At 27.7% G+C, this 24,566-nt stretch carries 24 protein-coding genes and 1 pseudogene; 22 read left to right on the top strand and 3 right to left on the bottom strand.

The genetic code is table 11. The features are described from left to right. Nucleotides 1–3: 3 nt before the first annotated feature. The 3 genes from ACBT_RS01295 to ACBT_RS01285 are packed head-to-tail and all read left to right on the top strand — an operon-like array spanning nucleotide 4 to nucleotide 2,253. The gene (locus ACBT_RS01295; RefSeq protein ID WP_024774208.1) at nucleotides 4–489 is read left to right on the top strand and encodes a ketopantoate reductase family protein; all 486 of its coding nucleotides are present in this window, start codon (nucleotides 4–6) and stop codon (nucleotides 487–489) included. Then, nucleotides 486–1,358 (top strand): AEC family transporter, encoded by an 873-nt coding sequence (locus ACBT_RS01290; RefSeq protein ID WP_024774207.1) that lies wholly within the window; start codon nucleotides 486–488, stop codon nucleotides 1,356–1,358. The genes ACBT_RS01295 and ACBT_RS01290 overlap by 4 nt, the downstream gene beginning before the upstream one ends. 7 nt (nucleotides 1,359–1,365) lie before the next feature. Beyond that, a complete protein-coding gene (locus ACBT_RS01285; RefSeq protein ID WP_024774206.1) occupies nucleotides 1,366–2,253 on the top strand; it encodes a DMT family transporter in 888 nt (295 codons plus the stop codon). Nucleotides 2,254–2,285: 32 nt separating this feature from the next. Here the strand turns inward: ACBT_RS01285 and ACBT_RS01280 are convergent, their stop codons facing one another. Together ACBT_RS01280 and ACBT_RS01275 are read right to left on the bottom strand one after the other, a co-directional pair. Next, nucleotides 2,286–3,494, bottom strand: a complete 1,209-nt coding sequence (locus tag ACBT_RS01280) for a hypothetical protein (protein WP_024774205.1) — start codon at nucleotides 3,492–3,494, stop codon at nucleotides 2,286–2,288. Between the two features lie 126 nt (nucleotides 3,495–3,620). Next, on the bottom strand, nucleotides 3,621–4,604 hold the full coding sequence (locus ACBT_RS01275; protein WP_024774204.1) for a prephenate dehydratase: 984 nt from the start codon (nucleotides 4,602–4,604) through the stop codon (nucleotides 3,621–3,623). Nucleotides 4,605–5,267: 663 nt separating this feature from the next. Here ACBT_RS01275 and ACBT_RS01270 point away from each other — a divergent pair. The 19 genes and pseudogenes from ACBT_RS01270 to ACBT_RS01180 all read left to right on the top strand — a co-directional run bounded on the left by ACBT_RS01270 (nucleotide 5,268) and on the right by ACBT_RS01180 (nucleotide 23,053). Continuing rightward, on the top strand, nucleotides 5,268–7,085 hold the full coding sequence (locus ACBT_RS01270) for a TolC family outer membrane protein (protein WP_024776250.1): 1,818 nt from the start codon (nucleotides 5,268–5,270) through the stop codon (nucleotides 7,083–7,085). Nucleotides 7,086–7,321: 236 nt separating this feature from the next. Then, a pseudogene (locus tag ACBT_RS01265) lies at nucleotides 7,322–7,969 on the top strand (methyl-accepting chemotaxis protein); the annotation flags it as partial. A gap of 114 nt (nucleotides 7,970–8,083) precedes the next feature. Then, complete coding sequence (locus tag ACBT_RS01260; RefSeq protein ID WP_024776249.1) at nucleotides 8,084–8,476, top strand: PAS domain-containing protein; 393 nt, start codon at nucleotides 8,084–8,086, stop codon at nucleotides 8,474–8,476. 96 nt (nucleotides 8,477–8,572) lie between these two features. Then, a complete protein-coding gene (locus tag ACBT_RS01255; RefSeq protein WP_024776248.1) occupies nucleotides 8,573–8,791 on the top strand; it encodes a hypothetical protein in 219 nt (72 codons plus the stop codon). Between the two features lie 231 nt (nucleotides 8,792–9,022). Then, nucleotides 9,023–9,487 (top strand): RrF2 family transcriptional regulator, encoded by a 465-nt coding sequence (locus ACBT_RS01250; protein ID WP_024776247.1) that lies wholly within the window; start codon nucleotides 9,023–9,025, stop codon nucleotides 9,485–9,487. Between the two features lie 157 nt (nucleotides 9,488–9,644). After that, nucleotides 9,645–10,610: a sulfonate ABC transporter substrate-binding protein gene (locus ACBT_RS01245; RefSeq protein ID WP_024776246.1), complete on the top strand. Its 966-nt coding sequence runs from the start codon at nucleotides 9,645–9,647 to the stop codon at nucleotides 10,608–10,610. A gap of 15 nt (nucleotides 10,611–10,625) precedes the next feature. After that, on the top strand, nucleotides 10,626–11,780 hold the full coding sequence (gene ssuD / locus ACBT_RS01240) for an FMNH2-dependent alkanesulfonate monooxygenase (protein ID WP_024776245.1): 1,155 nt from the start codon (nucleotides 10,626–10,628) through the stop codon (nucleotides 11,778–11,780). Next, entirely contained in the window at nucleotides 11,780–12,568 is a 789-nt protein-coding gene (locus ACBT_RS01235; protein ID WP_024776244.1) for an ABC transporter permease subunit, read from the top strand. Before ssuD (ACBT_RS01240) ends, ACBT_RS01235 begins: the two co-directional genes overlap by 1 nt. Then, nucleotides 12,565–13,320, top strand: coding sequence for an ATP-binding cassette domain-containing protein (locus tag ACBT_RS01230; protein WP_024776243.1), 756 nt, complete (start codon nucleotides 12,565–12,567; stop codon nucleotides 13,318–13,320). The genes ACBT_RS01235 and ACBT_RS01230 overlap by 4 nt, the downstream gene beginning before the upstream one ends. Nucleotides 13,321–13,329: 9 nt before the next feature. Further along, nucleotides 13,330–14,187, top strand: coding sequence for an amidohydrolase family protein (locus ACBT_RS01225; RefSeq protein ID WP_024776242.1), 858 nt, complete (start codon nucleotides 13,330–13,332; stop codon nucleotides 14,185–14,187). 121 nt (nucleotides 14,188–14,308) lie between these two features. Then, nucleotides 14,309–15,280 (top strand): sulfonate ABC transporter substrate-binding protein, encoded by a 972-nt coding sequence (locus ACBT_RS01220; RefSeq protein ID WP_024776241.1) that lies wholly within the window; start codon nucleotides 14,309–14,311, stop codon nucleotides 15,278–15,280. Nucleotides 15,281–15,294: 14 nt separating this feature from the next. After that, nucleotides 15,295–16,437 carry an FMNH2-dependent alkanesulfonate monooxygenase gene (ssuD, locus tag ACBT_RS01215; RefSeq protein ID WP_024776240.1) on the top strand — a complete coding sequence of 381 codons (1,143 nt, stop codon included), beginning with the start codon at nucleotides 15,295–15,297 and terminating at the stop codon, nucleotides 16,435–16,437. A gap of 130 nt (nucleotides 16,438–16,567) precedes the next feature. Next, nucleotides 16,568–17,548, top strand: coding sequence for an ABC transporter substrate-binding protein (locus ACBT_RS01210; protein WP_024776239.1), 981 nt, complete (start codon nucleotides 16,568–16,570; stop codon nucleotides 17,546–17,548). Beyond that, nucleotides 17,532–18,293: an ABC transporter ATP-binding protein gene (locus ACBT_RS01205; RefSeq protein WP_034218877.1), complete on the top strand. Its 762-nt coding sequence runs from the start codon at nucleotides 17,532–17,534 to the stop codon at nucleotides 18,291–18,293. The genes ACBT_RS01210 and ACBT_RS01205 overlap by 17 nt, the downstream gene beginning before the upstream one ends. An 8-nt stretch (nucleotides 18,294–18,301) precedes the next feature. Beyond that, nucleotides 18,302–19,108, top strand: coding sequence for an ABC transporter permease (locus ACBT_RS01200; RefSeq protein WP_024776237.1), 807 nt, complete (start codon nucleotides 18,302–18,304; stop codon nucleotides 19,106–19,108). A 13-nt stretch (nucleotides 19,109–19,121) separates the two neighbouring features. Next, nucleotides 19,122–20,321: a threonine synthase gene (locus ACBT_RS01195; RefSeq protein WP_024776236.1), complete on the top strand. Its 1,200-nt coding sequence runs from the start codon at nucleotides 19,122–19,124 to the stop codon at nucleotides 20,319–20,321. Between the two features lie 105 nt (nucleotides 20,322–20,426). Further along, the gene (locus ACBT_RS01190) at nucleotides 20,427–21,590 is read left to right on the top strand and encodes an ABC transporter substrate-binding protein (protein WP_024776235.1); all 1,164 of its coding nucleotides are present in this window, start codon (nucleotides 20,427–20,429) and stop codon (nucleotides 21,588–21,590) included. Continuing rightward, nucleotides 21,580–22,344 (top strand): ABC transporter permease, encoded by a 765-nt coding sequence (locus ACBT_RS01185; protein WP_024776234.1) that lies wholly within the window; start codon nucleotides 21,580–21,582, stop codon nucleotides 22,342–22,344. The genes ACBT_RS01190 and ACBT_RS01185 overlap by 11 nt, the downstream gene beginning before the upstream one ends. A gap of 25 nt (nucleotides 22,345–22,369) precedes the next feature. Next, the gene (locus tag ACBT_RS01180; RefSeq protein ID WP_024776233.1) at nucleotides 22,370–23,053 is read left to right on the top strand and encodes an ABC transporter ATP-binding protein; all 684 of its coding nucleotides are present in this window, start codon (nucleotides 22,370–22,372) and stop codon (nucleotides 23,051–23,053) included. 155 nt (nucleotides 23,054–23,208) lie between these two features. On the opposite strand, the gene ACBT_RS01175 is transcribed toward ACBT_RS01180, so the two are convergent. Further along, complete coding sequence (locus tag ACBT_RS01175; protein ID WP_024774266.1) at nucleotides 23,209–24,426, bottom strand: IS110 family RNA-guided transposase; 1,218 nt, start codon at nucleotides 24,424–24,426, stop codon at nucleotides 23,209–23,211. Nucleotides 24,427–24,566 lie beyond the last annotated feature (140 nt).

Genomic DNA, 24,566 nt, shown 5'->3' with positions numbered 1-24,566 from the left:
AATATGAGATTTTTTATTTTGGGTGCTGGTGGTGTAAACTCTTATTTTGGCATAAAGTTGATCAGTTTAGGTCCTGATTTAAATTTTGTAGCAAGAGGAAAGTACTTAGAGTCTTTACAGCAAAACAAGTTGAAGTTGCAGCACCCTGATTTCTTTTTTGAAGAAAAAATTTTCTCCTATTCAAATGACGAAATCAAAAGATTTAACACACTATTCTTTAATGCTGTTTCATTGACCACTAAATCAACTTCAACTAAATCTTTAGTAAATAACTTCAACGACCTTTTTACTAAAGTAAAAAACCATATTTATATTATCTCTTTTCAAAATGAAGTTGATAGTAAAAAAAACCTTTCTAGCGAATTAGACGAAAACCCCTTTTTGGTAAGGCTTATAATAAAAATCAGCAATAATATTATAAGTCTTGCTTTTTTTAAGCTAAAATTTAATCTCAAAATAATTTTTAATAAATTTAAGGCTATATTTTGATATACAAAATAATTGAAATACTTTTTCCAGTTTTTATTATAGTTTTAATAGGAATATTTTATGCAAAGAGAGTAAAAATTGACATAGATTCAATAAATAAAATCAATTTAGATATTTTTATCCCTTTTTTAATTTTCTACTCAATTTCTTCAAAACTTCCCAATATCTCTGTGTTAGGATATTTTTCTTTGGGAGCAGTTATTATAGTTTTCGGTTCAGGTTTAATTTTGTATCCATTTATTAAATTAATGAAAATAGATATTAATAGTTTTTTACCAGCTATGATGTTTAATAACTCAATAAATTTAGGGCTACCTCTTGCTCTACTATCTTTTGGACAAGAAGCTATGGCTTTGTTTATTGCTTTATCTTTAGTTCAAGTTATTGGTCAATTTACAGTTGCTGAAATGATGTATGGAGGGAAAATAGATATAAAAGCTATGTTCAAAAATCCAGTAATAATTGCAACATGTTTTGGATTAATTTTTAATTATTTTAATATATCTTTTCCTTCAACAATTAATGTAACTTTTGAACTATTATCACAAGTTGCTATTCCTTTAATTTTATTTGCTCTTGGAGTTAGACTATCAACAGTAAAACTCGAAAATATAAAAATAGGAATTATAGGTGCTATTTTATGTCCTCTTTCTGGATTAATTATGGCATTTTTAGCTATATATCTTTTTGAATATAGTGAACTTCAACAAAAACTTTTAATTTTGTTTGGATTACTTCCAACTGCTGTTTTAAATGCAATTTTGGCAGAAAAATATAACAAAGATTCTAGTATGGTAGCTTCAATAGTTGCTATTGGAAATCTGTTTACAATTATTTATATGCCATTAGCTTTATATTTTTTACTTTAGGTTTTTTATGAAATATTATATTTTACTTCTTCTAGGAGTAGCTTTTTGGTCTGGTAATTATGTTTTAGGAAGATTTATATCTTCAGATATAGAACCTTTACAATTAGCATTTTATAGATGGATTATCGTTTGTTTGATTTTATCTCCTATATTAATTTTAAAATATAAAAAACTGTATTTAGCATTTAAAAATAGCCCTAAAATGTTAATTTCTCAATCAGTATTAGGTATTACAGCATTTAATACTTTTCTATATTATGGAGTACAAACAACAACCGCAACAAATGCTCTACTTATAAACTCAAGTACTCCTATGATAATCGTACTTATCTCTTTTCTTATTTTAAATACATCAATTTCTAAAACTCAGCTACTAGGAATTATTTTATCAACTATAGGAGTTTTGTTTTTGGTTTTAAAAGGCGATTTTGTAAATATTTTAGAATTTAAGACTACAAGTGGAGATTTATGGATAATTTTAGCTGGTTTTGTATGGGCATTGTATACAGTATTATTGAAATTTAAAACAGATGATTTAAGACCTTTTGAATTTTTCACATTAACAACTTTTATAGGAACTACTATTTTATCTATTCCATTTTTTATATTCTCTTCAGATTTCTCTTTATCATTTATAGAAAAAAGTGAAGTACTTTATTCTTTATTGTATATTGTAATTTTTCCATCAATATTGTCATTTTATTTTTGGAATATCTCAACTTTAAAATTAACAGCAAACATAACAGGACAATTTACTCACTTTATGCCAATATTTGGTGCAATTTTTGCTTATTTTTTACTAGGTGAAAGATTAGAAACATATCATCTTATTGGATTTTCATTAATAATTTTAGGAATTTATATATCAGTTTTGTTTAAGAAGTTAAAAAGCTAAAAATCTCTCTTTTTTAAAGAGAGATTTAAATACTAAAAGTTATACGATAAATAAACTCTTATTACATCTGTATTCCCCTCAACAATACCAGCAGCTGCAATAGTATTTTCAGTTTCAACATGTTCATAATTTGCTTTTAACAAAAAGTTTTTATAGAATGGATATATTGCCATTGCTCCAGCTGCTGAAACATCTCCTAATCCGCCATTAGACCATGAATATCCCCCATAAGCCACTGTTGTAATATCAAAAATAGGTAGAATAATTCCTCCAATTAGTGTATCTGTATTCCCTCTTCTATGTACAGCAGAACCATTTACTGGCATTGACTCAAATACTATATCATCTGTTCCTGAACCAATTCCTGAATTTACATCACCATCTTTTGTACTAGAACTAAATGCAACAACATATCCAAGTTTATCAATACCAAGAGGTCCCTTTGCTTTAACTCCAAATAATTGACCATCTTCTTTAGCTGAACCTTTTGATTCATCTTTTGATAATAAATATTGAGCAGAAAGAGTGTGAGCAGCAATTTTATAGTCAGCTTGTAAATAAACATTATCTCTGTCACTATTTGCTTTTTTTGCATCTACATTTAAATACTGAGCTTGTAATTCTAAATTTTCAATAGAATTATTTTTTACATATAACGTGTAAGCACCATCTTCAAAATCTTCAAATTTACCAATATTTGTCTTTCCATCTGTTTTATCTTGATATTTATCTACATACCCAGCAGTAATTGTAGTATTTGGTATATCAGTATTAGTTATTAAATAAGCTTCAAAAGAGTCTTTTACTAAGCTTTCAGATGATCTACCATTAATTGCACTACTTACAAGAGGTGTATAGATGAATTGTCTTCCAGCTTTCACGCTTGTATTTGATAATTTATAATTTAAATATGCTTCAGACAAAACTGCTCCTGAAGCATCTAAATCATTTTTAAAAACGTTATTTTTATTTCTATCATCAATTACATGTGAAGCTTGAAAAGTTGCTCCTGCAGAAAAACCATAAAAATCACTTGTTATATAACCTAGGCTACCACCTACAGTTGATATATTATCTGTGTTAGATTTACCTAAAAAATTTGAACTTGAATAAATTGACTTAATTTCTCCTTTTATTTTACCATTTGTAAAAGCATCAGATAAATTATCAGCAGACATACTTGTAACTAAAGATGTTAGTGATAGCGCAGTAATAAGGCTTGTTCTTGTAATTCTTTTCATATAAATCCTTTTTGTTAATATATTTTAATCTTAATAGATAAGTTTAAAACTATGAAGGAGTAGCTTATAGAAATTCAATCGCATAATTATCGCAGTTTTGTATTATTGAAGATATTTGATTTTTTACTAAATATCTTCAATTTCTTTTTTATATGAGCCTAAAACTTTTATATTATTGTTGTGTTTTGTTAAAATCTTTTTAACATTAGAATCATCTTTATGTCCATCAAATTCGATAAAAAATGTTGAAATTCCTTTAACTATATGTGATTTAATTTTATTCAGATTTATTTTATTTTCTTTAAAATCATTTAAAAAATCTATTAAACACCCATATTTATTTGGTAGTTGAACTATTATTGATGTTTTATCATTTTTTGTTTTTTTTGTAGTTTTTTTACTAATTATAAAAAATCTAGTTTTATTATCTTTATTGTCTTCTATATTATTAAATAAAATTGGAATATTACTTGTTTTAGCTGCAAGTTCAGAACAAATAGCAGCGCTATTTGGTGTTAGAGAAGCTAATTTTGCAGCTTTTGTTGTAGAGTCAACATATTCATATTTTATTTCATTTAAATGATAATTTTCTAGAAAGATTGAACATTGATCAAATGCTATATCTTTTGAATATATAATCTTTATATCTTCAATTTTATTGCAGTTACTAACAAGTGTATGATGAATATCTAAAATAGTCTCACCAATAATATTTAAATCATAAGAATTAAAACAATTAATAGTATCTCCAACTATTCCATTAGAGCTATTTTCAATTGGAACAACTCCATAAGTTGCTCTATTTTCATCTATTTCATAAAAAATATTTTTTATTGAATTTACTGAATAGTAAAGATTATCTATACCAAAATTATTTATAGCTGCCTCTTGAGTATAGCTACCTTCAGGTCCTAAGTAGACGATTTTTTCATTGTCATACTCTATTTTTACAATTGAAAATATCTCTTCTTCTATAGATTTTATAAACTCTTTGTTGTATGAATAAAATTCTACATTTTTAGAGTTATTTAATAATATTTTTCTTTCTTTGAAAAGTTCTAATATATTTTTATCAATCTCTTTAACTTGGGTAATAATATCTTTAATCATATTTAAATTAGCTCCTTTTACATATTCTAGACTTGATTATACAACAAAATAATCTTAAGAAAATCGCTTTTTTCAATTATTTGATAAAATGTAAATGTACTTTGATAAATAGAATTAGGTGCTTTATATGTATTTTTTAATTGTTCTCTATAATGACTATAAAATTGAATTAGTATACAAATATTTCTTAATCATTAAATTTTAGTCCTTAAAAATTACATTATATTAAATAAAAATATTAATTTTTATTATTAGACTATTTAAAATAAAATAATTATTCTAAGTCCTTATTTTTTGATTATCAATAATTAAATAATTTTTATAGCTTTTCAATTTAAATAATCTACTAATTTTCTAATTTTAAATATTACAAAAATTTTATATTTTTATATTAAAATGTTGTAATTTATTGTTTAATTTATAGATAATTTCTTTGAAATTTAGATAAAATTGGGATAAGATAGTTAACAAAAAGATTATGTTAACGGGCTCTATACTTATATGATTTTGTTTAAGTTTTTATCTTTAAAGATTTTTATTTAATTTAAAATTTTTAAAGATGAAAATTAAAAGATTTGTCAAATATGGTTAAGTAGACTTATGTTGAATTTATCATCAGTGATGAATAAATTGGTTGTATAAAATTGTAAGGAGAGCACAATTATGAAAAAAGTATATTTATCACTTTTAACTTCATGTTTTATTTTGGTTACATCATCTTTATCTGCTGAGTTAGATAGAGTTTTAGATGATGTATTAACTACAAATCCATTAATAAAACAAAAAATGAGTAATTATGAACAAACAGTTTATGATTTAAAAATTGCTAAATCTGAATATCTACCTAAGTTAGATTATATTGGTAGATTAGGTTATGAAAAAACTTTAGAACAAGTTGGTGGAGCAAATGATGATAGAGGTTTCAATACTTATAGAAACTCTTTAGTATTAACTCAAAATCTATTTAATGGTTTAAAAACTGTTAATAGAGTTAATTATGAAGAAGCTAGAGTAATGGCAGCTGCATATAACTATGTTGAACAAACAAATGATGTTGCATTTAATGTTATTAGACAATATATTAATGTTTTGAAATTTAAAGATTTGTATAACTTAGAAAAAGAAAATGTTGGTTTGACAAGAGCAATACTAGAAAAAACACAAAGTTTGTCTGATGCTGGTTCTGGTTCTATTTCTGATGTAGAAAAAGTTGGCGCTAGTTTACAATTAGCAGAGTTTAATCTGTTAACTCAAGAGAATAATCTAATGGATTCTCAATTTAATTTGGCTAGATTAACAGGTAAAAGAATAGATAAAGATGAATTAATTCTTCCTAAATTTACATTTGATCTTCCAAAAACAAAAGATGAAGCTGTTAGTCACGCAATTAAATTTAACCCTTCAATAATTGTAGCAAATCATAATATTGAAACTGCAAAAGCTCAATTGGCTCAAAATAAAGGTAAATTTGCACCAACAATAGATTTTGAATTGGCTTATAACCTAGATAAAAATACTGGTGGAGATGAAGGTCATGAAAGAAATTATAGTGCCTTAATCGTTTATAGACAAAACTTATATAACGGTCAAGCAGATTATAATTCAGTTAAAAAAAGTAAAGTTGCTATTAATCAAGAATATGAAATTCAAGGTGATATTAAAAGACAAATTATTGAAGGTTTAGAACTCTCTTGGAGTGCATATACTATGCTTCAAAAACAAATCGTATTCCTAACTTCATACCAAGAACAAAGTAGAATAACTTTAGAACTATATAAAGAAGAGTTTGAAACAGGAACAAGAAGTCTTATTGACCTTTTAACTGCAGAAGATGATTATATCTCAGCTAGAAATAAATTGATTACTGCAAATTATGATTTGTTGTTTGCTAAATATAGAGTTTTAGATGCAATGGGAGAATTAGTAAATAGTATTTATAAAGATAGTAGCCTAAATTACTATAAACCAGTTTTTGCAAATTATGAAAATGTAACAGATGGTAAAGTAATAGATAGAACAGATTTAGATAAAGATGGAGTAAAAGATCAACAAGATTTGTGTGATAATACTTCATTAGGAATTAAAGTTGATATGTTTGGTTGTGAAAGAGAACAAAAAGAACAAATTACTGAAACTGTACCTGTACCTGTAACGAACTCAATTAATAATCCTCAAAATAGTACTAGTGTAGATTCTGATATAAATAAAAAAAGTGGATTTGTAATAAATTTAGCAACTTTTTCTTCAAAAGAAGAGGTTGATAAATTCATAAAAGATGCAGATTTATCTCAAAATTCAAAAGTTTTAGATTATGTAACACAAGAGCATAAAAGGCAACTATATAAAGTTGTATCAAATTTTTATGAAAGTAAAAAAAGTGCTTATGAAGCTTTATCAAAAATGTCTGTAGTAGTTAAGGAGAATAAACCTTATATAGAAAGCGTAGAGAAATTACGAAGTTCATTTAAAAATTATAATTAGAAAAAAGATTTATCTTTTTTAATTAATAAAGAAATAACATGAGAATTATAGTTTATAGTAAAGATTTAAGTCTAATATCTAGATGTAAAATTATTGCATTACTATAACTTTCTTGTTATAAATAACTGTCAAGAGTTGTATGAAGAGTCAAAAAAATAACCTACAATAGTTATTATGAATCTTTAATGGAAAGTATTAATGTTCTTGGAAAAGTATTAAACGATAATGCTAGAAATAACTATAATAATGGAGAAGTACTAGAAAAAAACTCTTTTGTTATGACTTCATCAATGAATAATCTTGCCTCAAAAACAAACGAACAAGCAGCATCACTAGAACAAACATCAGCGGCTATAGAAGAGATCACAAATATTACTAGAAATAATACTCAAAATGCAACTAAAATGGCTAGCCTTGGGCATATAGTTAAAAAATCTGTACTAGAAGGTGAAAATTTAGCAAGTAAAACTGCAAAATCTATGGATGAAATAAACGACAAAGTAAAAGCTATTAATGAATCAATATCAATTATTGACCAAATTGCTTTTCAAACAAATATTCTTTCACTAAATGCTGCCGTTGAGGCAGCAACTGCAGGAGAAGCTGGAAAAGGATTTGCAGTAGTTGCTCAAGAAGTGCGAAATCTTGCAAGTAGAAGTGCAGAAGCAGCACATGAAATTAAAAATCTTGTAGAAGAAGCGACACTAAAAGCTAATGATGGGAAAAAAGTATCTTCGGATATGATTAATGGATATGAAGAATTAAATAATAATATTACTCAAACTATACAAATTATTGAAGATGTTTCAAATGCCTCTAAAGAACAAATTACACGAATAGAACAGATAAATCAAGCTGTTGATATGCTAGATAGATTTACTCAATAAAATGTAGCTGAATCTAATCAAGTAAAAGCTATTGCTCAAAATGTATCAAAATTGGCTCATCAACTACTAATAGATGCACAAAGTAAAAAGTTTAATTAAAAGGAATTAAAAATGTCAAAAGAAACAGTACTAGATAAAAATGCATTTTTAGTAAGTGAAACGGATGAAAAAGGAATAATAAGATTTGCAAATGAAGACTTTTGTAAGATAGCAGGTTATTCTTTATCTGAATTACTAGGAAAACCACATAATATGGTAAGACATAAAGATATGCCTAAAGCTGCATTTAAATCATTATGGGAAACTGTACAAAGAGGTGATATTTGGACAGGTTATGTAAAAAATGCAACAAAAGATGGAGGATATTATTGGGTATTTGCAACAGTATATCCATTTGAGAGTTGTGATGGTTCAAAAGGTTATTTATCTTGTAGAAAAAAAGCATTTCATGATGAAATAATTAAGGCTGAAAAATTGTATGAAGAATTAAAAAAAATTGAATAACATTAAATAATTTATCTTAATTAAACTTTAAATAAAAGTATTTCTTAATAGAGCTTTTGGGATAATTACCTGGAACCCATTTTCAAGGATATTTGAATGAACTTTATTCCTAATACACAAGAAGAACTACAACTAATTAATATTATAGATGGAAATGAATATTTAATAGAGTATAAAAATAAAGACTATTTTAATGGTGAAGAGACAATTGAAAAAACTAAAGCAAAAGCTTTAATCAATAATGGTCAAATACTGTTTATAGTTCCAGATCCATATGGAATGGATAGGTTTATATCTGAAGTAAAAGTACTTTAGATTTAATTAAATTTACAGAAAAAAATATTTAAATCTGTGAATATACTTATTTTTTCACGAGTTAAATTATTGATTATTTATAAAATATTTAAAATGTTAAATATCGATTTTGTGGTATCAAATTAAATGTTTAATTGATATTTAAATCAAAAAATTAATAATCTATTTTCTCAATACTTGACAAAATAAAAATAATATATTATTATTTCACCAATTTAGTAGGTGATAAATATGAAGATATCAAAAAAAACAGATTATGCACTTAGGGCTTTGTTTGCAATAGCTGAACCTTCTAGAAAAGGAACTATCTCTATTCGAGAATTATCTGAAAATGTAGATATTCCAAGAAGATTTTTAGAAAATATTATGCTAGAAATGAATAAAGCGGGGTGGGTTAAAAGTATTACAGGTAGAAATGGCGGGTATGAGTTAGCAAGGAATGCTAATAGTATTACTTTAGGTGAAGTCATTAGACATTTTGAAGGTATGGTTGCCATGATTTCATGTGTTTCAGTTTATAACTATGAACCATGTAGTCAAGAGGGCAAGTGTTATTTTAGAAGAGTTTTTTTAAATATTAGAAATTTAACTGTACAAATTCTTGATAAAACAACAATTGCTTCATGTTTTTCTTTTCAACCAATATCAAAAGATGATATTTTCAAAGAAGAGTTTATTGGTGGGCTTGGAATTTAAAATATAAAGTTATACATTAGGAATAAAGGATTTAAAATGATGTGCGACATGTGTAGAGAGATAAAATAATTTATGTAATAAACAATGGTGAGATTTTTTTAAAATCTTTTATAGTTCATACACTTAGTGTATATTATTTTAAGAAAGAGAAAAACAGATGAAAAATATAATAAAAAAAATAAGAAATGTAGCTTTAATATCTTTATTAATACCAGCAATTAGTTTTGGAAAAGATGTAAATAAAAAAGTAGAAGATGAAGTACGAATAGGTTATCAAAAATATGGAACTTTGATATTGTTAAAAGCTAGTGGAGAGTTAGAAAAAAAGTTAGCTCCTCTTGGTGTTAAAGTAACTTGGAGTGAGTTTCCAGCTGGCCCTCAACTATTAGAAGGCTTAAATGTAGGTGGAGTTGATTTTGGAACAACTGGTGAGACACCTCCTATATTTGCACAAGCTGCAAATGCAAAAATAAAATATATTGGATATGAGCCACCAGCTCCAAGAGGTGAAGCAATTGTTGTACCTGCTAATTCAAACATAAAAAGTGTTGCTGATTTAAAGGGTAAAAAGGTTGTACTAAATAAAGGTTCTAATGTACATTATTTACTTGTAAAAGCATTAGAGAACGCAGGGTTAAAATATAGTGATGTTGAAACAGTATTTTTGGCACCTGCAGATGCAAGAGCAGCATTTGAAAGAGGTAGTGTAGATGCTTGGGTAATTTGGGATCCATTTTTAGCAGCTGCTGAAACATCAATAGGTGCAAAAGTAATTCAAGATGGAACAAATACTGTTAATAATCATCAATTCTATTTAGCAGAAGAGAATTATGCAGCAAAAAGACCTGATGTAGTAGCAGTTATTTTTGATGAATTAAAAAAAGTAAATGATTGGGCTGTAACAAAACCAAAAGAAATTGCAAATGCTTTAGCACCATTGACTGGACTTGACTCAATAACTCTTGAAAAAGCATTATCAAGAGGAGGATATGGAATTAACTATTTAAATGAAAAAGTAATAGCTGAACAACAAAAAATAGCTGATACATTTTATGATTTAAAACTTATTCCAAAAAGACTTGATATTAAAAGTGTAGTTTGGCTACCTGAACAAAAAAAATAATTTAAGGAAACAAAAATGTCGCTAAATATATTTTGGTTTATCCCAACTTTTGGAGATAGTAGATACTTAGGTTCAAAAATTGAATCTAGGGTATCAGATTTCGATTATGTAAAACAAGTTGCAATAGCTGCTGATACATTAGGTTTTGATGGAGTGTTAGTTCCAACTGGAAGATCTTGTGAAGATCCATTCGTTGTTGCATCAAGTTTAATAGGAGTTACTCAAAGGCTTAAATTTTTAGTTGCGCTTAGACCAGGATTATTACAACCTGCATTAGCTGCGAGAATTTCTTCAACATTAGATAGATTTTCAAATGGAAGAGTTGCTTTTAATTTAGTTGCTGGTGGTGATAAAGAAGAGTTAGAGGGTGATGGATTATTTCAAGATTCTGAAGATAGATATGAAGCTGCAGCTGAATTTATTGATTTGTGGAAAGATATTTTAAAAGCAAGTTATGAAAAAAATGTTGTAAATTTTGAAGGTAAACATTATAAAACAGTTAATTCAAAACTTTTATATCCACCAGTTCAAAGACCACACCCTCCATTATTTTTTGGAGGAAGTTCACAAAAAGCACATGAGTTAGCAGCGCAAAAGGTTGATTTATATATTACTTGGGGAGAAACACCAAACGCTGTAAAAGCAAAAATTGAAGATGTAAAAGCAAAAGCTGCTAAATATGGAAGAACTGTAAGATTTGGTATTAGGTTACATATTATTGTTAGAGAAACTGAAGCAGAAGCTTGGGAAGCTGCAGAAAAATTAATCAGCAAATTAGATGATGAAAAGATAAATGCTTCACAAAAAGCATTAACAAAACTTGATTCTGAAGGTCAAAGATTAATGAGTGCATTGACAAATAATGGAAAAGCTAGAACTAGAGAAGAATTAGAAATTAGTCCAAATTTATGGGCAGGTATTGGTCTTGTAAGAGGAGGGTGCGCAACTGCTTTAGTTGGTGATCCACAAACAATTTTAAAAAGAATAAATGAATACGCAGATTTAGGAATAGATACATTTGTATTTTCAGGATATCCTCATTTAGAAGAGTCATTTAGAGTTGCTGAATTGTTATTCCCATTATTACCAGGAAAAGCAAAAGATAAGTTACTAGGGCATGTACAATCAGGTCCATTTGGAAGTGTTGAAACTGAAAATGGTGAGAATTGATGATTAAAAATTTTTATAAAGCTAAAAATTTTAGTAAGGAAGTAGCAATTACTTGGCTTATACCAGTATTAATAATTTTACTTTGGCAACTGGCAGTTCAAAGTGGATGGCTTTCAACTAGAATTATGCCAGCACCTTTAGATGTTGTAAATGCAGGCATAGATTTAGCCAAAAGTGGTGAATTAACTCATCATTTTTTAGCCAGTTTAGAAAGAGCTGTTTTAGGATTATTAATTGGTGGAAGTATAGGATTTTTTCTTGGATTTATTACAGGATTATCAAAAGTTGCACAAAGTTTACTTGATTCAACTATTCAAATGATTAGAAACATTCCATTATTAGCTCTTGTTCCTTTAGTTGTTTTGTGGTTTGGAATCGGAGAAGTTAGTAAAATATTTATATTGTCTATGGCTGTATTTTTTCCAATATATTTAAATACTTTTCATGGATTAAGATCTGTTGATAAAGACTTAATTGAGATGGGGAAAGTTTATGGGCTTAGTAGATTTGGATTATTTAAGGAAGTTATTTTACCAGGAGCTATGCCTTCAATATTAGTAGGACTTAGAATGTCTTTGGGATATATGTGGTTATTTTTAGTTGTTGCTGAAACAATTGCCGCAAATGTGGGAATTGGTTATATGACAATGAATGCAAGAGAGTTTTTACAAACAGATATTATGGTTTTAGGTATTTTACTTTACGCATTTTTAGGAAAAAGTTCAGATGTTTTAGCAGGATTTTTAGAAAGATATACTTTAAAATGGCATAAAGGATATCAAAAATGAGTAAGAATTTATTTGCTAATAACTCTAATGGAATTTTTATTGAAAGCAAAAATGTTATTAAAAAATTTGAAAATACACAAGTTTTAAAAGAGTTAAATTTAACTATTAATTCAGGAGAATTTGTCTGCGTTGTTGGACGTAGTGGTTGCGGAAAAAGTACATTTTTAAGATTACTTGCAGGATTAGAAAAAGTAAGTCAAGGTGAGATTACTTTAGATGGAGTAAAAATAAATGGTGTTCACCCAGATATTAGAATTATGTTTCAAGATTCTAGATTATTACCATGGCGTACAGTTATAGAAAATGTTGCATTAGGTTTACCAAAAGAGTCTTATGATTTAGCAATTGATGCATTAAAAGAAGTAGGTTTAGAAAATAAAGCAAATGAGTGGCCCGCAAATCTTTCTGGTGGACAAAAACAAAGAGTAGCACTTGCTCGTGCATTAGTTCATAAGCCAAGATTACTTTTATTAGATGAGCCTTTGGGAGCTTTGGATGCATTAACTAGAATAGAGATGCAAACTTTAATAGAAAGAATTTGGCAAGAACATAAGTTTACTGTTTTGCTTGTGACTCATGATGTTTCAGAAGCAGTAATTTTAGGAGATAGAGTGGTATTAATTGAAGAAGGAAAAATCACTTTAGATTTAGAGATTAATCTTTCTAGACAAAGAGAAAGAGGAAGTGCAGAATTTGCACAACTTGAAGCAAATATTCTTTCTAGAGTTATGGGAACAATGTATTATATTTAAGGGATAAAAATGAGTTACAAAAAAGAGATTATTGATTTAAGAAGTAGACCTGCATTTTTAGGAGAATTTTATGGTTCAACTCCTGGAACTGCTGGATATGAAGCAGCAAAATGGCTTAATAGAAGAGTTGGATCAAAAAATGATGAACACTTTACACGTTCATTTACATTAGATGGTTTTGTTGATGATATTAAAGAAAGTGGAATTACAAAAGCTGTGGTAGTAGGACGTGATACTCCATCACTTACTGTTTCAAATGATGTTATTTATGATGTTGTAAAGAATCATAAAGAGTTAGTAGGAATTGCATCGGTTGATCCACAAACAAATGGATTTAAAACTACTTTAGATGAGATTGAAAGATCAACAAAACAATTAGGATTAATAGGAGTTAATGTAGAACCAGGATTTGGAAATCCACCAGTTCATGCTGATGATAGAGATTTTTTAGAGGTTTATGATGCTTGTGAAAAGTTAGGTTTACCAATATTTATCATGTCAGGTCCAACAACTCCAAATTTAGAACATACAAATCCAGCAGCTATTGGCAGAATTGCAAGAGATTTTCCAAATTTAAAAATAGTGGTTTATCATGGAAGTTATCCATTTGTAAATGAAATTATTGGTGTTGCTTTTAGATATGAAAATGTAAATATTGTACCAGATATGTATTTGTTTCAACCTGGAAGTAAACTTTTTGTAGAAGCTGCAAATAGTTTTTTAAATGAACAACTTTTATTTGCAACATCATATCCATTTAGACCAATGAAGCAAACAATTGATGATTTTTTTAATTTAGGGTTTAAAGAAGAAATTTTAGATAATTTATTTCATAGAAATGCTAAAAGAGTTTTAAAATTAAGTTAAAGGGGAAAATAATGTGTAATATGTGTAGATTTATAAAAAATATTAGTTTAAACAGTTTAGTTGAGATTTTTTAATCTTTAATTATCATACATTTAATGTATATTATATAGGAATAATTTTAATGAAAAAAATATTTAATAAAATAAGAAATATTGTTGCAATATCGTTACTTGCACCAATTATTGGATTTTCAAATGAAGGTTCAAAAAAATCAGATAATGAGTTAAGAATAGGTTATCAAAAATCAGATCCAGTTTTTATAATTATAAAACAAAATGGAACTTTAGAGAAAAAATTAGAATCTTTAGGAATTAAAGTTTCATGGTATGAATTTCCTGCAGGACCACAAATGTTAGAAGGATTAAATGTTGGTAGTATTGATTTTGGAACAGTTGGTGAAACGCCTCCAATATTTGCACAAGCTGCAAATGCTAAAATAAAATATATTGGATATAAACCAGCATCACCAAAAGCTGAAGCTATTGTAGTTCAAGAAAACTCTTCAATTAAATCAGTTTCAGATTTAAAAGGTAAAAAAGTGGCTTTAAATAAAGGTTCAAATGTACATTATTTATTAGTTAAAGCTTTAGAAGATGCAGGATTAAAATATAGTGATATTCAACCAGTATTTCTAGCACCATCAGATGCAAGAGCTGCATTTCAACAAGGAAGTGTTGATGCATGGGTAATTTGGGATCCTTTTTTATCAGCAGCGGAAACTACTATTAAAGCAAAAGTAATAAAAAATGGTGAGAATATAGTAAATAATTATCAATTTTATTTAGCAGAAGAAAATTATGCAGCTAAAAATCCAAAAGTTATAGATGAAATTTTTAAAGAGTTAAAAAATGTAGATAAATGGGTAGTTGAAAATCCAAAAGAAGCAGCAAAAGTTTTATCATCAGTTAATGGATTAGATATTAATGCACTCGAAATAGCACTACAAAGAGCTGTTTTTGATACAGATTATTTAAATAGTAAAGTTATTGCTGATCAACAAAAAATTGCAGATACATTTTCAGATTTAAAACTTATTCCAAAAAAACTTGATATAAAAAGTGTAGTTTGGATTCCTGAACAAAAAAATAAATAGGGAGATAAAAATAGATGTCACTTAACATATATTGGTTTATTCCAACTTTTGGAGATAGTAGATACATTGGTAGTAGAGAAGGTTCTAGGGTTACTGATTTGGATTATATAAAACAGCTTGGAGTTGCAACTGATACTTTAGGATATGATGGAGTATTAATTCCAACAGGAAGATTATGCGAGGATCCTTGGATTGTAGCAACTAGCTTATTGTCAATTACTCAAAAACTTAAATTTTTAGTAGCTTTAAGACCTGGTTTATTACAACCTTCTTTGGCTGCAAGAATGACATCGTCATTTGATAGATTATCAAATGGAAGATTAGCAATAAATCTTGTAGTAGGTGGAGATTCAACAGAATTAAAAGGAGATGGTATCTATCATACATCAGAAGAGAGATATGAAGCAGCTGGTGAATTTGTTGATTTGTGGAAAGATATATTAAATACAGGATTTAAAAAAAATTTTGTGAATTTTGAAGGTAAGCACTATAAAGTAACTGATTCAAAATTACTTTTTCCTTCAGTTCAAAATCCACATCCACCATTGTTTTTTGGTGGTTCATCTGAGGAAGCAAGAGATTTAGCTGCTCAGAAAGTTGATTTATATATAACTTGGGGAGAAAAACCAGCTGATGTAAAAGAAAAAATTGAAGATTTAAGAAAAAGAGCAGCGAATTATGGAAGAGAATTAAAATTTGGAGTAAGGCTTCACGTAATTGTGAGAGAAACTGAAGAAAAAGCTTGGGAAGCTGCTGAAGAGTTAATAAGTAAGTTAGACGATGAGACAATTGAACAAGCTCATAAAGTTTTAAATAATAGAGAATCTGTTGGTCAAAAACGAATGACAGCTTTAACAAATGGTGGAAAAGCAAGAAGAAGAGAAGAGTTAGAAATAAGTCCAAATCTTTGGGCTGGAATTGGTCTTGCAAGAGAAGGTTGTGCAACAGCTTTAGTTGGTGATCCAAAAATTGTAGTTGAGAGAATAAAAGAGTATGCAGATATGGGAGTTGATACATTTGTATTTTCAGGTTATCCACATTTAGAAGAAGCATATAGGTTTGCAGAATTGGTATTTCCATTATTACCAGGAAAAGTAAAAGAAAATTTAATTCAATCTGGTCCATTTGGTGGAGTTCTTGGTAAAGGGACACATTAAATATTATACATTTAATGTATATTAATTTATAGAGTAGATATTTATTGAAACTAGAGGAGTTAGCAGTTTTAGTTAAAGGAAAGTTTGATACTAAAAAAGCTGATAAGAAATAAAAATAAAGGATAAAAAAATGATAAAAAATTTAAAAAAAATAATAGTTTTAAGTTCATTACTAATTACTTCAACTTTGTTGGCAGAAGTTAAAGAAATTGTAGTAAGTAAGCAATATGGTATATCATATTTATCATTAATTGTTTTGGAAGAACAAAAATTAATAGAGAAGTATGCTAAGGAACATGGTTTAGGCGATATTAAAGTAAATTGGGCAACATTTGGTGGAGGTTCAATAGCAAATGATGCTTTATTATCAGGAAATGCTCATATAGTTGGTGGTGGAAATGGACCATTTATTAGACTTTGGGATAAAACAGAAGGAAAAGTAAAAGCATTAGCAGCATTAAATGAATCTCCAATTGTTTTTGTGTCAAATAATCCAAATGTTAAAAGTCTAAAAGATTTAACTGAAAAAGATAAAATTGCAGTTCCATCTGTAAAAGTATCTGTTCAGTCACTTTTACTGCAAATAGCAGCAGCAAAAGAGTTCGGAATTAAATCTTATGATAAATTTGATAATTTGACTGTTTCATTAAAAAATCCAGATGCTTATGCTGCAATCACTAGTGGTAATTCACCAGTTACAGGACACATTAGTTTAGACCCATATCCTACATTAGAATTAGAAAAACCAAACATTCATAAAGTTTTTGATTCTTTCACACTTTTGGGTAGTGCTCATACGACAAATCTAATTTGGGCAACAGAAAATTTTTATAAAGAAAATCCAAAGTTATCTAAAGCTGTTGTAAAAGCCTTAGATGAAGCAAATAATTGGATAGTTAATAATCATGATGAAGCTGTAAAACTTTATTTAGCTTCTTATAAATCTGATGAATCACCAGAATTAATATCAAAGGTATTAAAAAACTCAATAACTTTTAACACAAAACCAAAAGAGAATATAACTCAATTTTCTGATTTTCTCTATGATGTAGGTGCAATTAAGAAAAAGCCAACAAGTTGGGAGGAGTTATTTTTTGATTCAATTAAATGAAAATAAAAATTCATTTCTAGATATAAAAAATTTGTCTTTAGAATATATTGTAAATAAAAATAAATTTACACCTGTTAAAAATATTAGTTTTAGAGCAAAAGAGTATGAAAGATTAGTTTTGTTAGGGCCTTCAGGTTGTGGGAAATCAACTATATTGAAAGCAGTTGGTGGTTTTATAAAACCAGCTAATGGGAAGATAGTTTTAGAAGGTGAAGAGATTACAAAACCATCAATTGATAGAGCATTTGTTTTCCAAGAATTTGATCAATTATTGGCTTGGAAAACAGTTCTACAAAATGTTGTTTTTGCAATAACTGTTACAAAAAAATTTAAAAAAAATGATGCAGAAGATCTTGCAAGAGTATTTTTAAAAAAAGTTAATTTAAGTGCATTTGAAAATAGTTATCCACATCAACTTTCTGGTGGAATGAAAATGAGAGTAGCAATAGCTAGATGCTTAGCATTAGGATCAAAAATGATATTAATGGATGAACCTTTTGCTTCACTAGATGCAATAACAAGAAAAAAAATGCAAGATGATTTATTGTCACTTTGGGAAGATTCAAAGTTTACAATGCTTTTTGTAACACATTCTATTGATGAAGCAATTAAACTAGGTACTAAAATAATTATTTTGTCTTCAAATGGTGGACAAATTAAAAAAGAGATAACTGTGAATTCTTTTACGACAAAAGAAGAAATCTCTAGCATTATGTATAAAAATATTCCAGAATATTTTATTTAGGAGATAAAATGAAAATATCTGAAATATTTAATAAATTTGATGTAAAAAAATATGAGTCATTTATAGTTAAAACTATCATATTAATTCTTTTGATTATTTCTTGGGAATTTTATGCTGTAAAACTTGATAATAGTCTAATGTTTCCAACATTTAGTGAAACAATTAGTGGTTTTCTAGAAGTCTTAAAAAGTAATGAATTACCTGAAAGAATACTAGCTTCATTAAAAGTACAAATGACAGGATATTTTATAGGAATATTTATAGCTTCCATTTTAACAATACTAGCTATTTCAACAAGATTTGGAACTTACTTTTTAGAGTTATTAACAGCTATTTTTAATTCATTGCCACCTATTGCTTTATTACCATTGGCTTTATTGTGGTTTGGATTAGGATATGGAAGCATTATTTTTGTAATTGTTCATGCTGTTGTTTGGCCAATATCTATAAATATTTATAGTGGATTTACAGGAGTTAGCAATACTTTAAGAATGTTATCTAAAAACTATGAATTATCTGTTTGGTCTTATATATTTAAAATTGCTATACCAGCTGCTTTTCCTAGCATTTTAACAGGATTAAAAGTTGGATGGGCATTTTCATGGAGAACACTAATTGCTTCAGAGTTAGTTTTTGGAGTAAGCTCAGGAAATGGTGGAATAGGATGGTTTATTTATGAAAAAAAGAATCAGTTAGATATTAATTTAGTTTTTGCTGGATTATTAACAATAATATTAATAGGTATTTTAACTGATTTATTATTTTCTTATATTGAAAAAAGAACTGTTGTTAAATGGGGAATGAAAACAAAATGAAAAGGGGAAAAGTATGTATGTAACACATTTAGAATGTCCAAAATGTAAAACAAAATTTAATCATAGAGAATTAAATCAATTGTGTACTTCATGCCAAGCCCCTTTGTTGGTTAGATATGATTTAAATACTATAAAAGAGGATTTTAAAAAAGAGTATTTAAAAACTAGATGTTGTAATTTATGGAGATACAGAGAGCTATTACCAATAGAAAAACATTCAAATGTCGTATCTTTAGGTGAAGTTATGACACCTATATTAAAAATTGACAAAGTAGGTAATAGTATAGGTTTAAAAAACTTATATTTAAAAGATGAAGGATTTAATCCAGGTGGAAGTTTTAAATCTAGAGGTGCTGCTATAGGTATTTCTAGAGCAAAAGAGTTAGGTGTAAAAGCATTTGCAATGCCAACAAATGGAAATGCAGGTGCTGCTTGGGCAACATATGCAGCTAAAGCTGATATAAAAGCTTTTATTGTAATGCCAAAAGATGCTCCAACAATTACAAGAAATGAGTGTCAAATTTCAGGTGCAAAATTATTTTTAGTTGATGGCCTTATAAGTGATGCTGGAAAAATTGTAGCAAAAGCAGTAAAAAAATATCGATTTATGGATGCATCAACTCTAAAAGAGCCTTATAGAATTGAAGGCAAAAAAACTATGGGATTTGAAATTGCTGAACAGTTTGGTTGGAAAGTCCCTGATGTGATTTTGTATCCAACAGGTGGTGGAGTAGGTTTAATTGGAATTTATAAAGCACTATTAGAGTTAAAAGAGATAGGTTTTATTGAAGGAAAATTACCAAGATTGGTTGCTGTTCAAGCAACGAATTGTGCTCCAATAGTAAAAGCATTTAAAGAAAATAAAAAAGAGTCAGAGTTTTGGGAAGACGCACAAACAATTGCATTTGGTATTACCGTGCCAAAAGCGATAGGGGATTTTTTAGTCCTTGAAGCAATTTATGAGACAAATGGTTCTGCGATAGCTATTGATGATAAAGATATTTTGAAATATCAAGAGTTAATTGCAAAACATGAGGGGTTATTTATATGCCCTGAAGGTGCTGCAACGTTAGCTGCAGCTGATGAATTATATAAAAATGGTTGGATAAAAGATAATGAAAAAGTATTGTTGTTAAATACTGGAAGTGGCTTAAAATATCCAGATACAGTTATATCGAATCCACCAATTTTAAAAATTGATGAGGAGATATAAATGAAAATAATGTGAATGATATTTAAAAAAATGTTTTGAAAATTTTGGTGAGATTTTAAATCTTTAAATATTATATATTTAGTGTATATTATAAAGGAAAGAAAAATGGATAGAAGAAGTTTTATAAAAAATACTTCCTTATTATCACTTACAGCAGCTTTACATTCTGGTTTGAATTTAAGGGCAGATACTGAGAAATATTTTGATGAAACTGTAAAAATTGGTTATTTACCTATTACAGATGCAAATGCATTACTAATAGCTCATCAAATAGGTTTATTTAAAGAAGAAGGTTTAAAATCTGATAAACCAACTTTAATGAGAGGATGGTCTCCTTTAGTAGAAGCGTTTACAGCAAAGAAATTTAATGTAGTACACTTACTTAAACCAATACCAATTTGGATGAAATTTGCAAATAATATACCTGTAAAAATTCCTGCTTGTGCACATACAAATGGTTCGGCTTTAGTAGTTGGAAATCATAAAAATGTTACTAGTGTAAAAGATTTAGGTGGTTCAAATTTAGCTGTTCCATATTGGTATTCTATGCATAATATTATTTTGCAAAAATTGTTAAAAGAAAATGGTCTAACTTCAGTTATTCAAGATAAAGAAATTCCACTTAAGCCAAATGAAGTAAATCTTCAAATATTACCACCACCTGAAATGCCTTTAGCTCTTGTTGCTAAAAAAATTGATGGTTATATTGTTGCAGAACCTTTTAATTCATTTGGGGAATTAAAAGCGAATGCAACAGTCCTTAGATTTACAGGTGATATATGGAAAAATCATCCTTGTTGTGTTGTAACTATGCATGAAGATGTATTAAATCAGCAGCAAGAATGGAGTCAAAAAGTTATTAATGCAATTGTAAAGGCAGGACTATTTATTTCTGAAAATAGAGTAGAGACAGCTAAAATATTATCTAATGAAAAATCAGGTTTATTACCATTTGATTTTAAAGTTGTTGATAGAGCAATGAATTTTTATGATAATCCAGTTTATGCACAAATTGGTGCTAATAGAAATAAAGATATATGGAAAAATAATAGAATAGATTTTGATCCATATCCATATCCTACGGCAACAGAATTTATAATAGAAGCAATGAAGGATACATTAGTAGAAGGCAATTTAAAATTCTTAGATAACATAGATCCGAAAAAAGCAGTTAATGAGATTATAGACTACAGATATGTAACAAATGCTGTAAATAAATTTTATAAAACACCTTCAACATTTTCAAGAGAAGAGAAGTTTGATTTTTAATATGAGAGCAAATATAAAGTATAGCATATTTGGAATTATTACTTTATTGGTTTTTTGGCAATTATTAGTAGTAATAGGTATTACATTAAATGATAATTATGTATATACGCAAATTGCACCAATAAATTCACTAGAAGCATTATGGCACTTGTTTTTTGAGGAAAAATTTTATAATCATATTTTTGCAAGTTTTTATAGAATTTTTTGTGCTCTGTTTTTAGCTTTATTAATTGGTATACCTATAGGATTAATTTATTCTACTAATGAAAAAATAAAAAATGTGTTTTATTTACCATTTCAAATATTAAGAATGATATCTCCATTATCATGGATGCCTATAGCAGTATTAATATATGATAGTTGGGATGGAGCAATAATTTTTTTAATAGTTATGGCAGCAATATGGCCAATTATATTCAACTTGACACAAGGTATGACAAAAATTGATATAGGATGGATATATGTTGCTAAAAGTTTTAAAGCTAATGTAATTGATCAATTAAGATATGCAATTATTCCAGCTATTGCACAAGATGTAATAACAGGATTAAGATTAGCGTTAGGTGTATCTTGGATTATTATTGTTCCAGCAGAATATTTGGGAGTAACTTCAGGTTTAGGTTATGCAATAAATGATGCAAGAGATACATTAGATTATTCAAAATTGGCAGCATTAATACTTGCTATTGGAATAATTGGTTTTACTATAGATTCTTTATTACAAAGTTTAAACAGTAAATTCAAATGGAACTAATATAAATTTAAATAGGAATAAATAAATGTTAGAAAAACAAGTTATTTTAGGTTCAAAAGAACTGTATTATCAATATAAAAATTCTAAAGAACCTATTATTCATAATCTGAATTTTGAATTATATGCAGGCAGTAAAAGTGCAATAATAGGTAAGAGTGGTTGTGGAAAATCTACATTGTTAAAATTATTAGCTCCTCTTATTCAACCAAAATCTGGTGAAATTTTTAATAATTCAAAAACAATGGGATATATGTTTCAAGATGCTTATCTTTATCCTTGGTTGAATGTCTATCAAAATGTAACTATTGGTCTTAAAATATTAAAAAAACCAATTATAAAAGAAGAAATAATTAAATTACTTGATTGGTTAGGTTTAAAAGATCATATAAATAAAAAAATTATTGAGTTATCAGGCGGTCAAAGACAAAGAGTATCTCTTGCTAGAACATTGGCAATTTCTCCAGAAGTATTATTACTAGATGAACCATTCTCTAGTTTAGATCCTGAAACTACGAGAATACTGTGTGATGATATAAACGTATATTGTGAAAAAAATAAAGTAACTTTATTAATAGTAACTCACAATTATGAAGAGGCAAAGATTCTAGCTAATGATATTTATAGATTTAAAAGTACTCATTTGGGAGAAACACATTTAGAATCTGTAGCTAAAGAGTCTTTAATATACGAACCATCCTATAAAGAATAGCTTAAACGACTAGGCTATTTTTTAAGGCGTGCTTTATGGTTTGATTTTTTGAGCATTTTTTGAAATGTTCAAATGATCAAATTTAAAAATAATAATACATTTTGGTCAAAGTTCTATGAAAACTCATTGTTCTCACAAGTGTTAAACTAACAAGTTTACTTTTTATGTTGGATTAGTACTCTATATGGATTATATGCTTGGTTATATTTAAAAAGAGAATAGATAATAGATGCTAATTTTTTAGCAATAATTATCAATGCTTCTTTTTTGGATTTACCAGATGATACTTTGTCTCTAAAAAGTTTATGAAGTTCGTTATTATGTCTAACAGCTGATACTGCTGCCATATAAAGAGCATGTTTAGCTATGGGTATTCCTCTTTTAGCTAAAGTTCCAGTTGATAAAGATTTACCTGATTGATATAAAGTTGGATATAGACCTAAAAAACCTATGAAAGCTTTAGCTGATTCAAATCTTCTAAGGTCTCCACATTCTCCTAATATTGCTGTAACAGTTTTATTAGATACTCCAGGAATTGATTTAAGATTTTCAATATTACTTGAATCATCATCAAGTTGATTGTCTATAAGAATTTGAATTTGTTCTTCAACTTCATCTCTTTCTTGAATATAAAGCTCTAATATCTTAATATTAGTCTTGATCATTAAAGCTCTAGATTCATTTGCACGACCTGTATAAATAGAAGATTTAGCAAGTTCTATAAGATATTTTGCTTTTTCAAGATTAAAGCTATTACCTTTGATATGTCGAAAAATCTTAGTTAGCTTTTCTGGCGTAGCTTTTGAAATATCCATTGCGGTTGGGTAAGATTTAATGATCGCTATTGCAGTTTTGGTAAAGATATTTGGAAATACTTTTTCAATCTCTGGATTAACAGTAGCAACAACAGTTGTTATCTCTCTTTTAATAGTTTTTATTTTATCATCTAATGATTTTTTTAATCGATTTAAAACTTTTAAATTGTGATAATCTTCATTGCTAATATAACTAGCTTTGTATTTACCACTAGCAAGTAATTCAGCAATAACATAAGCATCTATTGAATCATTTTTAATCTTTTTAAGAGTAGAGAAATCTCTATACTTAGAAGTTTGATAAGAATTTAAAAGTATTACTTTATAATCTGCATCAGTAATATAACTATAGAAATTTTCACTAAATGCTCCAGTTGATTCTATACCAATAATAAAGTCATTCATATCTAATGATAGTTCAGCTAATCGTTTGAGTAGTTCTCTTAATCCTAATATATCACTATAAATCCAAAAAGGTTTGCAAGCTAACTCTTTTGCATCATCTAAAATACAAACATAGTGTTTGTCTTTAGCAATATCAACTCCAACATAATACATAATAATCCTCCATAATGTGATAGTTTAAAATCTCATAGCTTCGTGTTATAACAGGTAGAAAATATTTTTCTCCCGAGCATCCTATAGATGATTTAATAAAGCTAACACAAGACGTTTTATATGTAGGTATTTAAATCCTA

The sequence above is a fragment of the Aliarcobacter cibarius genome, from assembly GCF_013372265.1.
Taxonomy (GTDB): domain Bacteria; phylum Campylobacterota; class Campylobacteria; order Campylobacterales; family Arcobacteraceae; genus Aliarcobacter; species Aliarcobacter cibarius.
This window is presented reverse-complemented; position numbering and strand designations above follow the sequence as displayed.

Coding starts and splice junctions, on each gene's coding strand:
- ACBT_RS01245 (WP_024776246.1), top strand. CDS start 9,645: ATGAAAAATATAATAAAAAAAATAAGAAATGTAGCTTTAATATCTTTA.
- ACBT_RS01235 (WP_024776244.1), top strand. CDS start 11,780: ATGATTAAAAATTTTTATAAAGCTAAAAATTTTAGTAAGGAAGTAGCA.
- ACBT_RS01190 (WP_024776235.1), top strand. CDS start 20,427: ATGGATAGAAGAAGTTTTATAAAAAATACTTCCTTATTATCACTTACA.
- ACBT_RS01250 (WP_024776247.1), top strand. CDS start 9,023: ATGAAGATATCAAAAAAAACAGATTATGCACTTAGGGCTTTGTTTGCA.
- ACBT_RS01270 (WP_024776250.1), top strand. CDS start 5,268: ATGAAAAAAGTATATTTATCACTTTTAACTTCATGTTTTATTTTGGTT.
- ssuD (WP_024776240.1), top strand. CDS start 15,295: ATGTCACTTAACATATATTGGTTTATTCCAACTTTTGGAGATAGTAGA.
- ACBT_RS01275 (WP_024774204.1), bottom strand. CDS start 4,604: ATGATTAAAGATATTATTACCCAAGTTAAAGAGATTGATAAAAATATA.
- ACBT_RS01195 (WP_024776236.1), top strand. CDS start 19,122: ATGTATGTAACACATTTAGAATGTCCAAAATGTAAAACAAAATTTAAT.
- ACBT_RS01175 (WP_024774266.1), bottom strand. CDS start 24,426: ATGTATTATGTTGGAGTTGATATTGCTAAAGACAAACACTATGTTTGT.
- ACBT_RS01225 (WP_024776242.1), top strand. CDS start 13,330: ATGAGTTACAAAAAAGAGATTATTGATTTAAGAAGTAGACCTGCATTT.
- ACBT_RS01210 (WP_024776239.1), top strand. CDS start 16,568: ATGATAAAAAATTTAAAAAAAATAATAGTTTTAAGTTCATTACTAATT.
- ACBT_RS01180 (WP_024776233.1), top strand. CDS start 22,370: ATGTTAGAAAAACAAGTTATTTTAGGTTCAAAAGAACTGTATTATCAA.
- ACBT_RS01255 (WP_024776248.1), top strand. CDS start 8,573: ATGAACTTTATTCCTAATACACAAGAAGAACTACAACTAATTAATATT.
- ACBT_RS01230 (WP_024776243.1), top strand. CDS start 12,565: ATGAGTAAGAATTTATTTGCTAATAACTCTAATGGAATTTTTATTGAA.
- ACBT_RS01200 (WP_024776237.1), top strand. CDS start 18,302: ATGAAAATATCTGAAATATTTAATAAATTTGATGTAAAAAAATATGAG.
- ACBT_RS01295 (WP_024774208.1), top strand. CDS start 4: ATGAGATTTTTTATTTTGGGTGCTGGTGGTGTAAACTCTTATTTTGGC.
- ACBT_RS01285 (WP_024774206.1), top strand. CDS start 1,366: ATGAAATATTATATTTTACTTCTTCTAGGAGTAGCTTTTTGGTCTGGT.
- ACBT_RS01280 (WP_024774205.1), bottom strand. CDS start 3,494: ATGAAAAGAATTACAAGAACAAGCCTTATTACTGCGCTATCACTAACA.
- ssuD (WP_024776245.1), top strand. CDS start 10,626: ATGTCGCTAAATATATTTTGGTTTATCCCAACTTTTGGAGATAGTAGA.
- ACBT_RS01260 (WP_024776249.1), top strand. CDS start 8,084: ATGTCAAAAGAAACAGTACTAGATAAAAATGCATTTTTAGTAAGTGAA.
- ACBT_RS01220 (WP_024776241.1), top strand. CDS start 14,309: ATGAAAAAAATATTTAATAAAATAAGAAATATTGTTGCAATATCGTTA.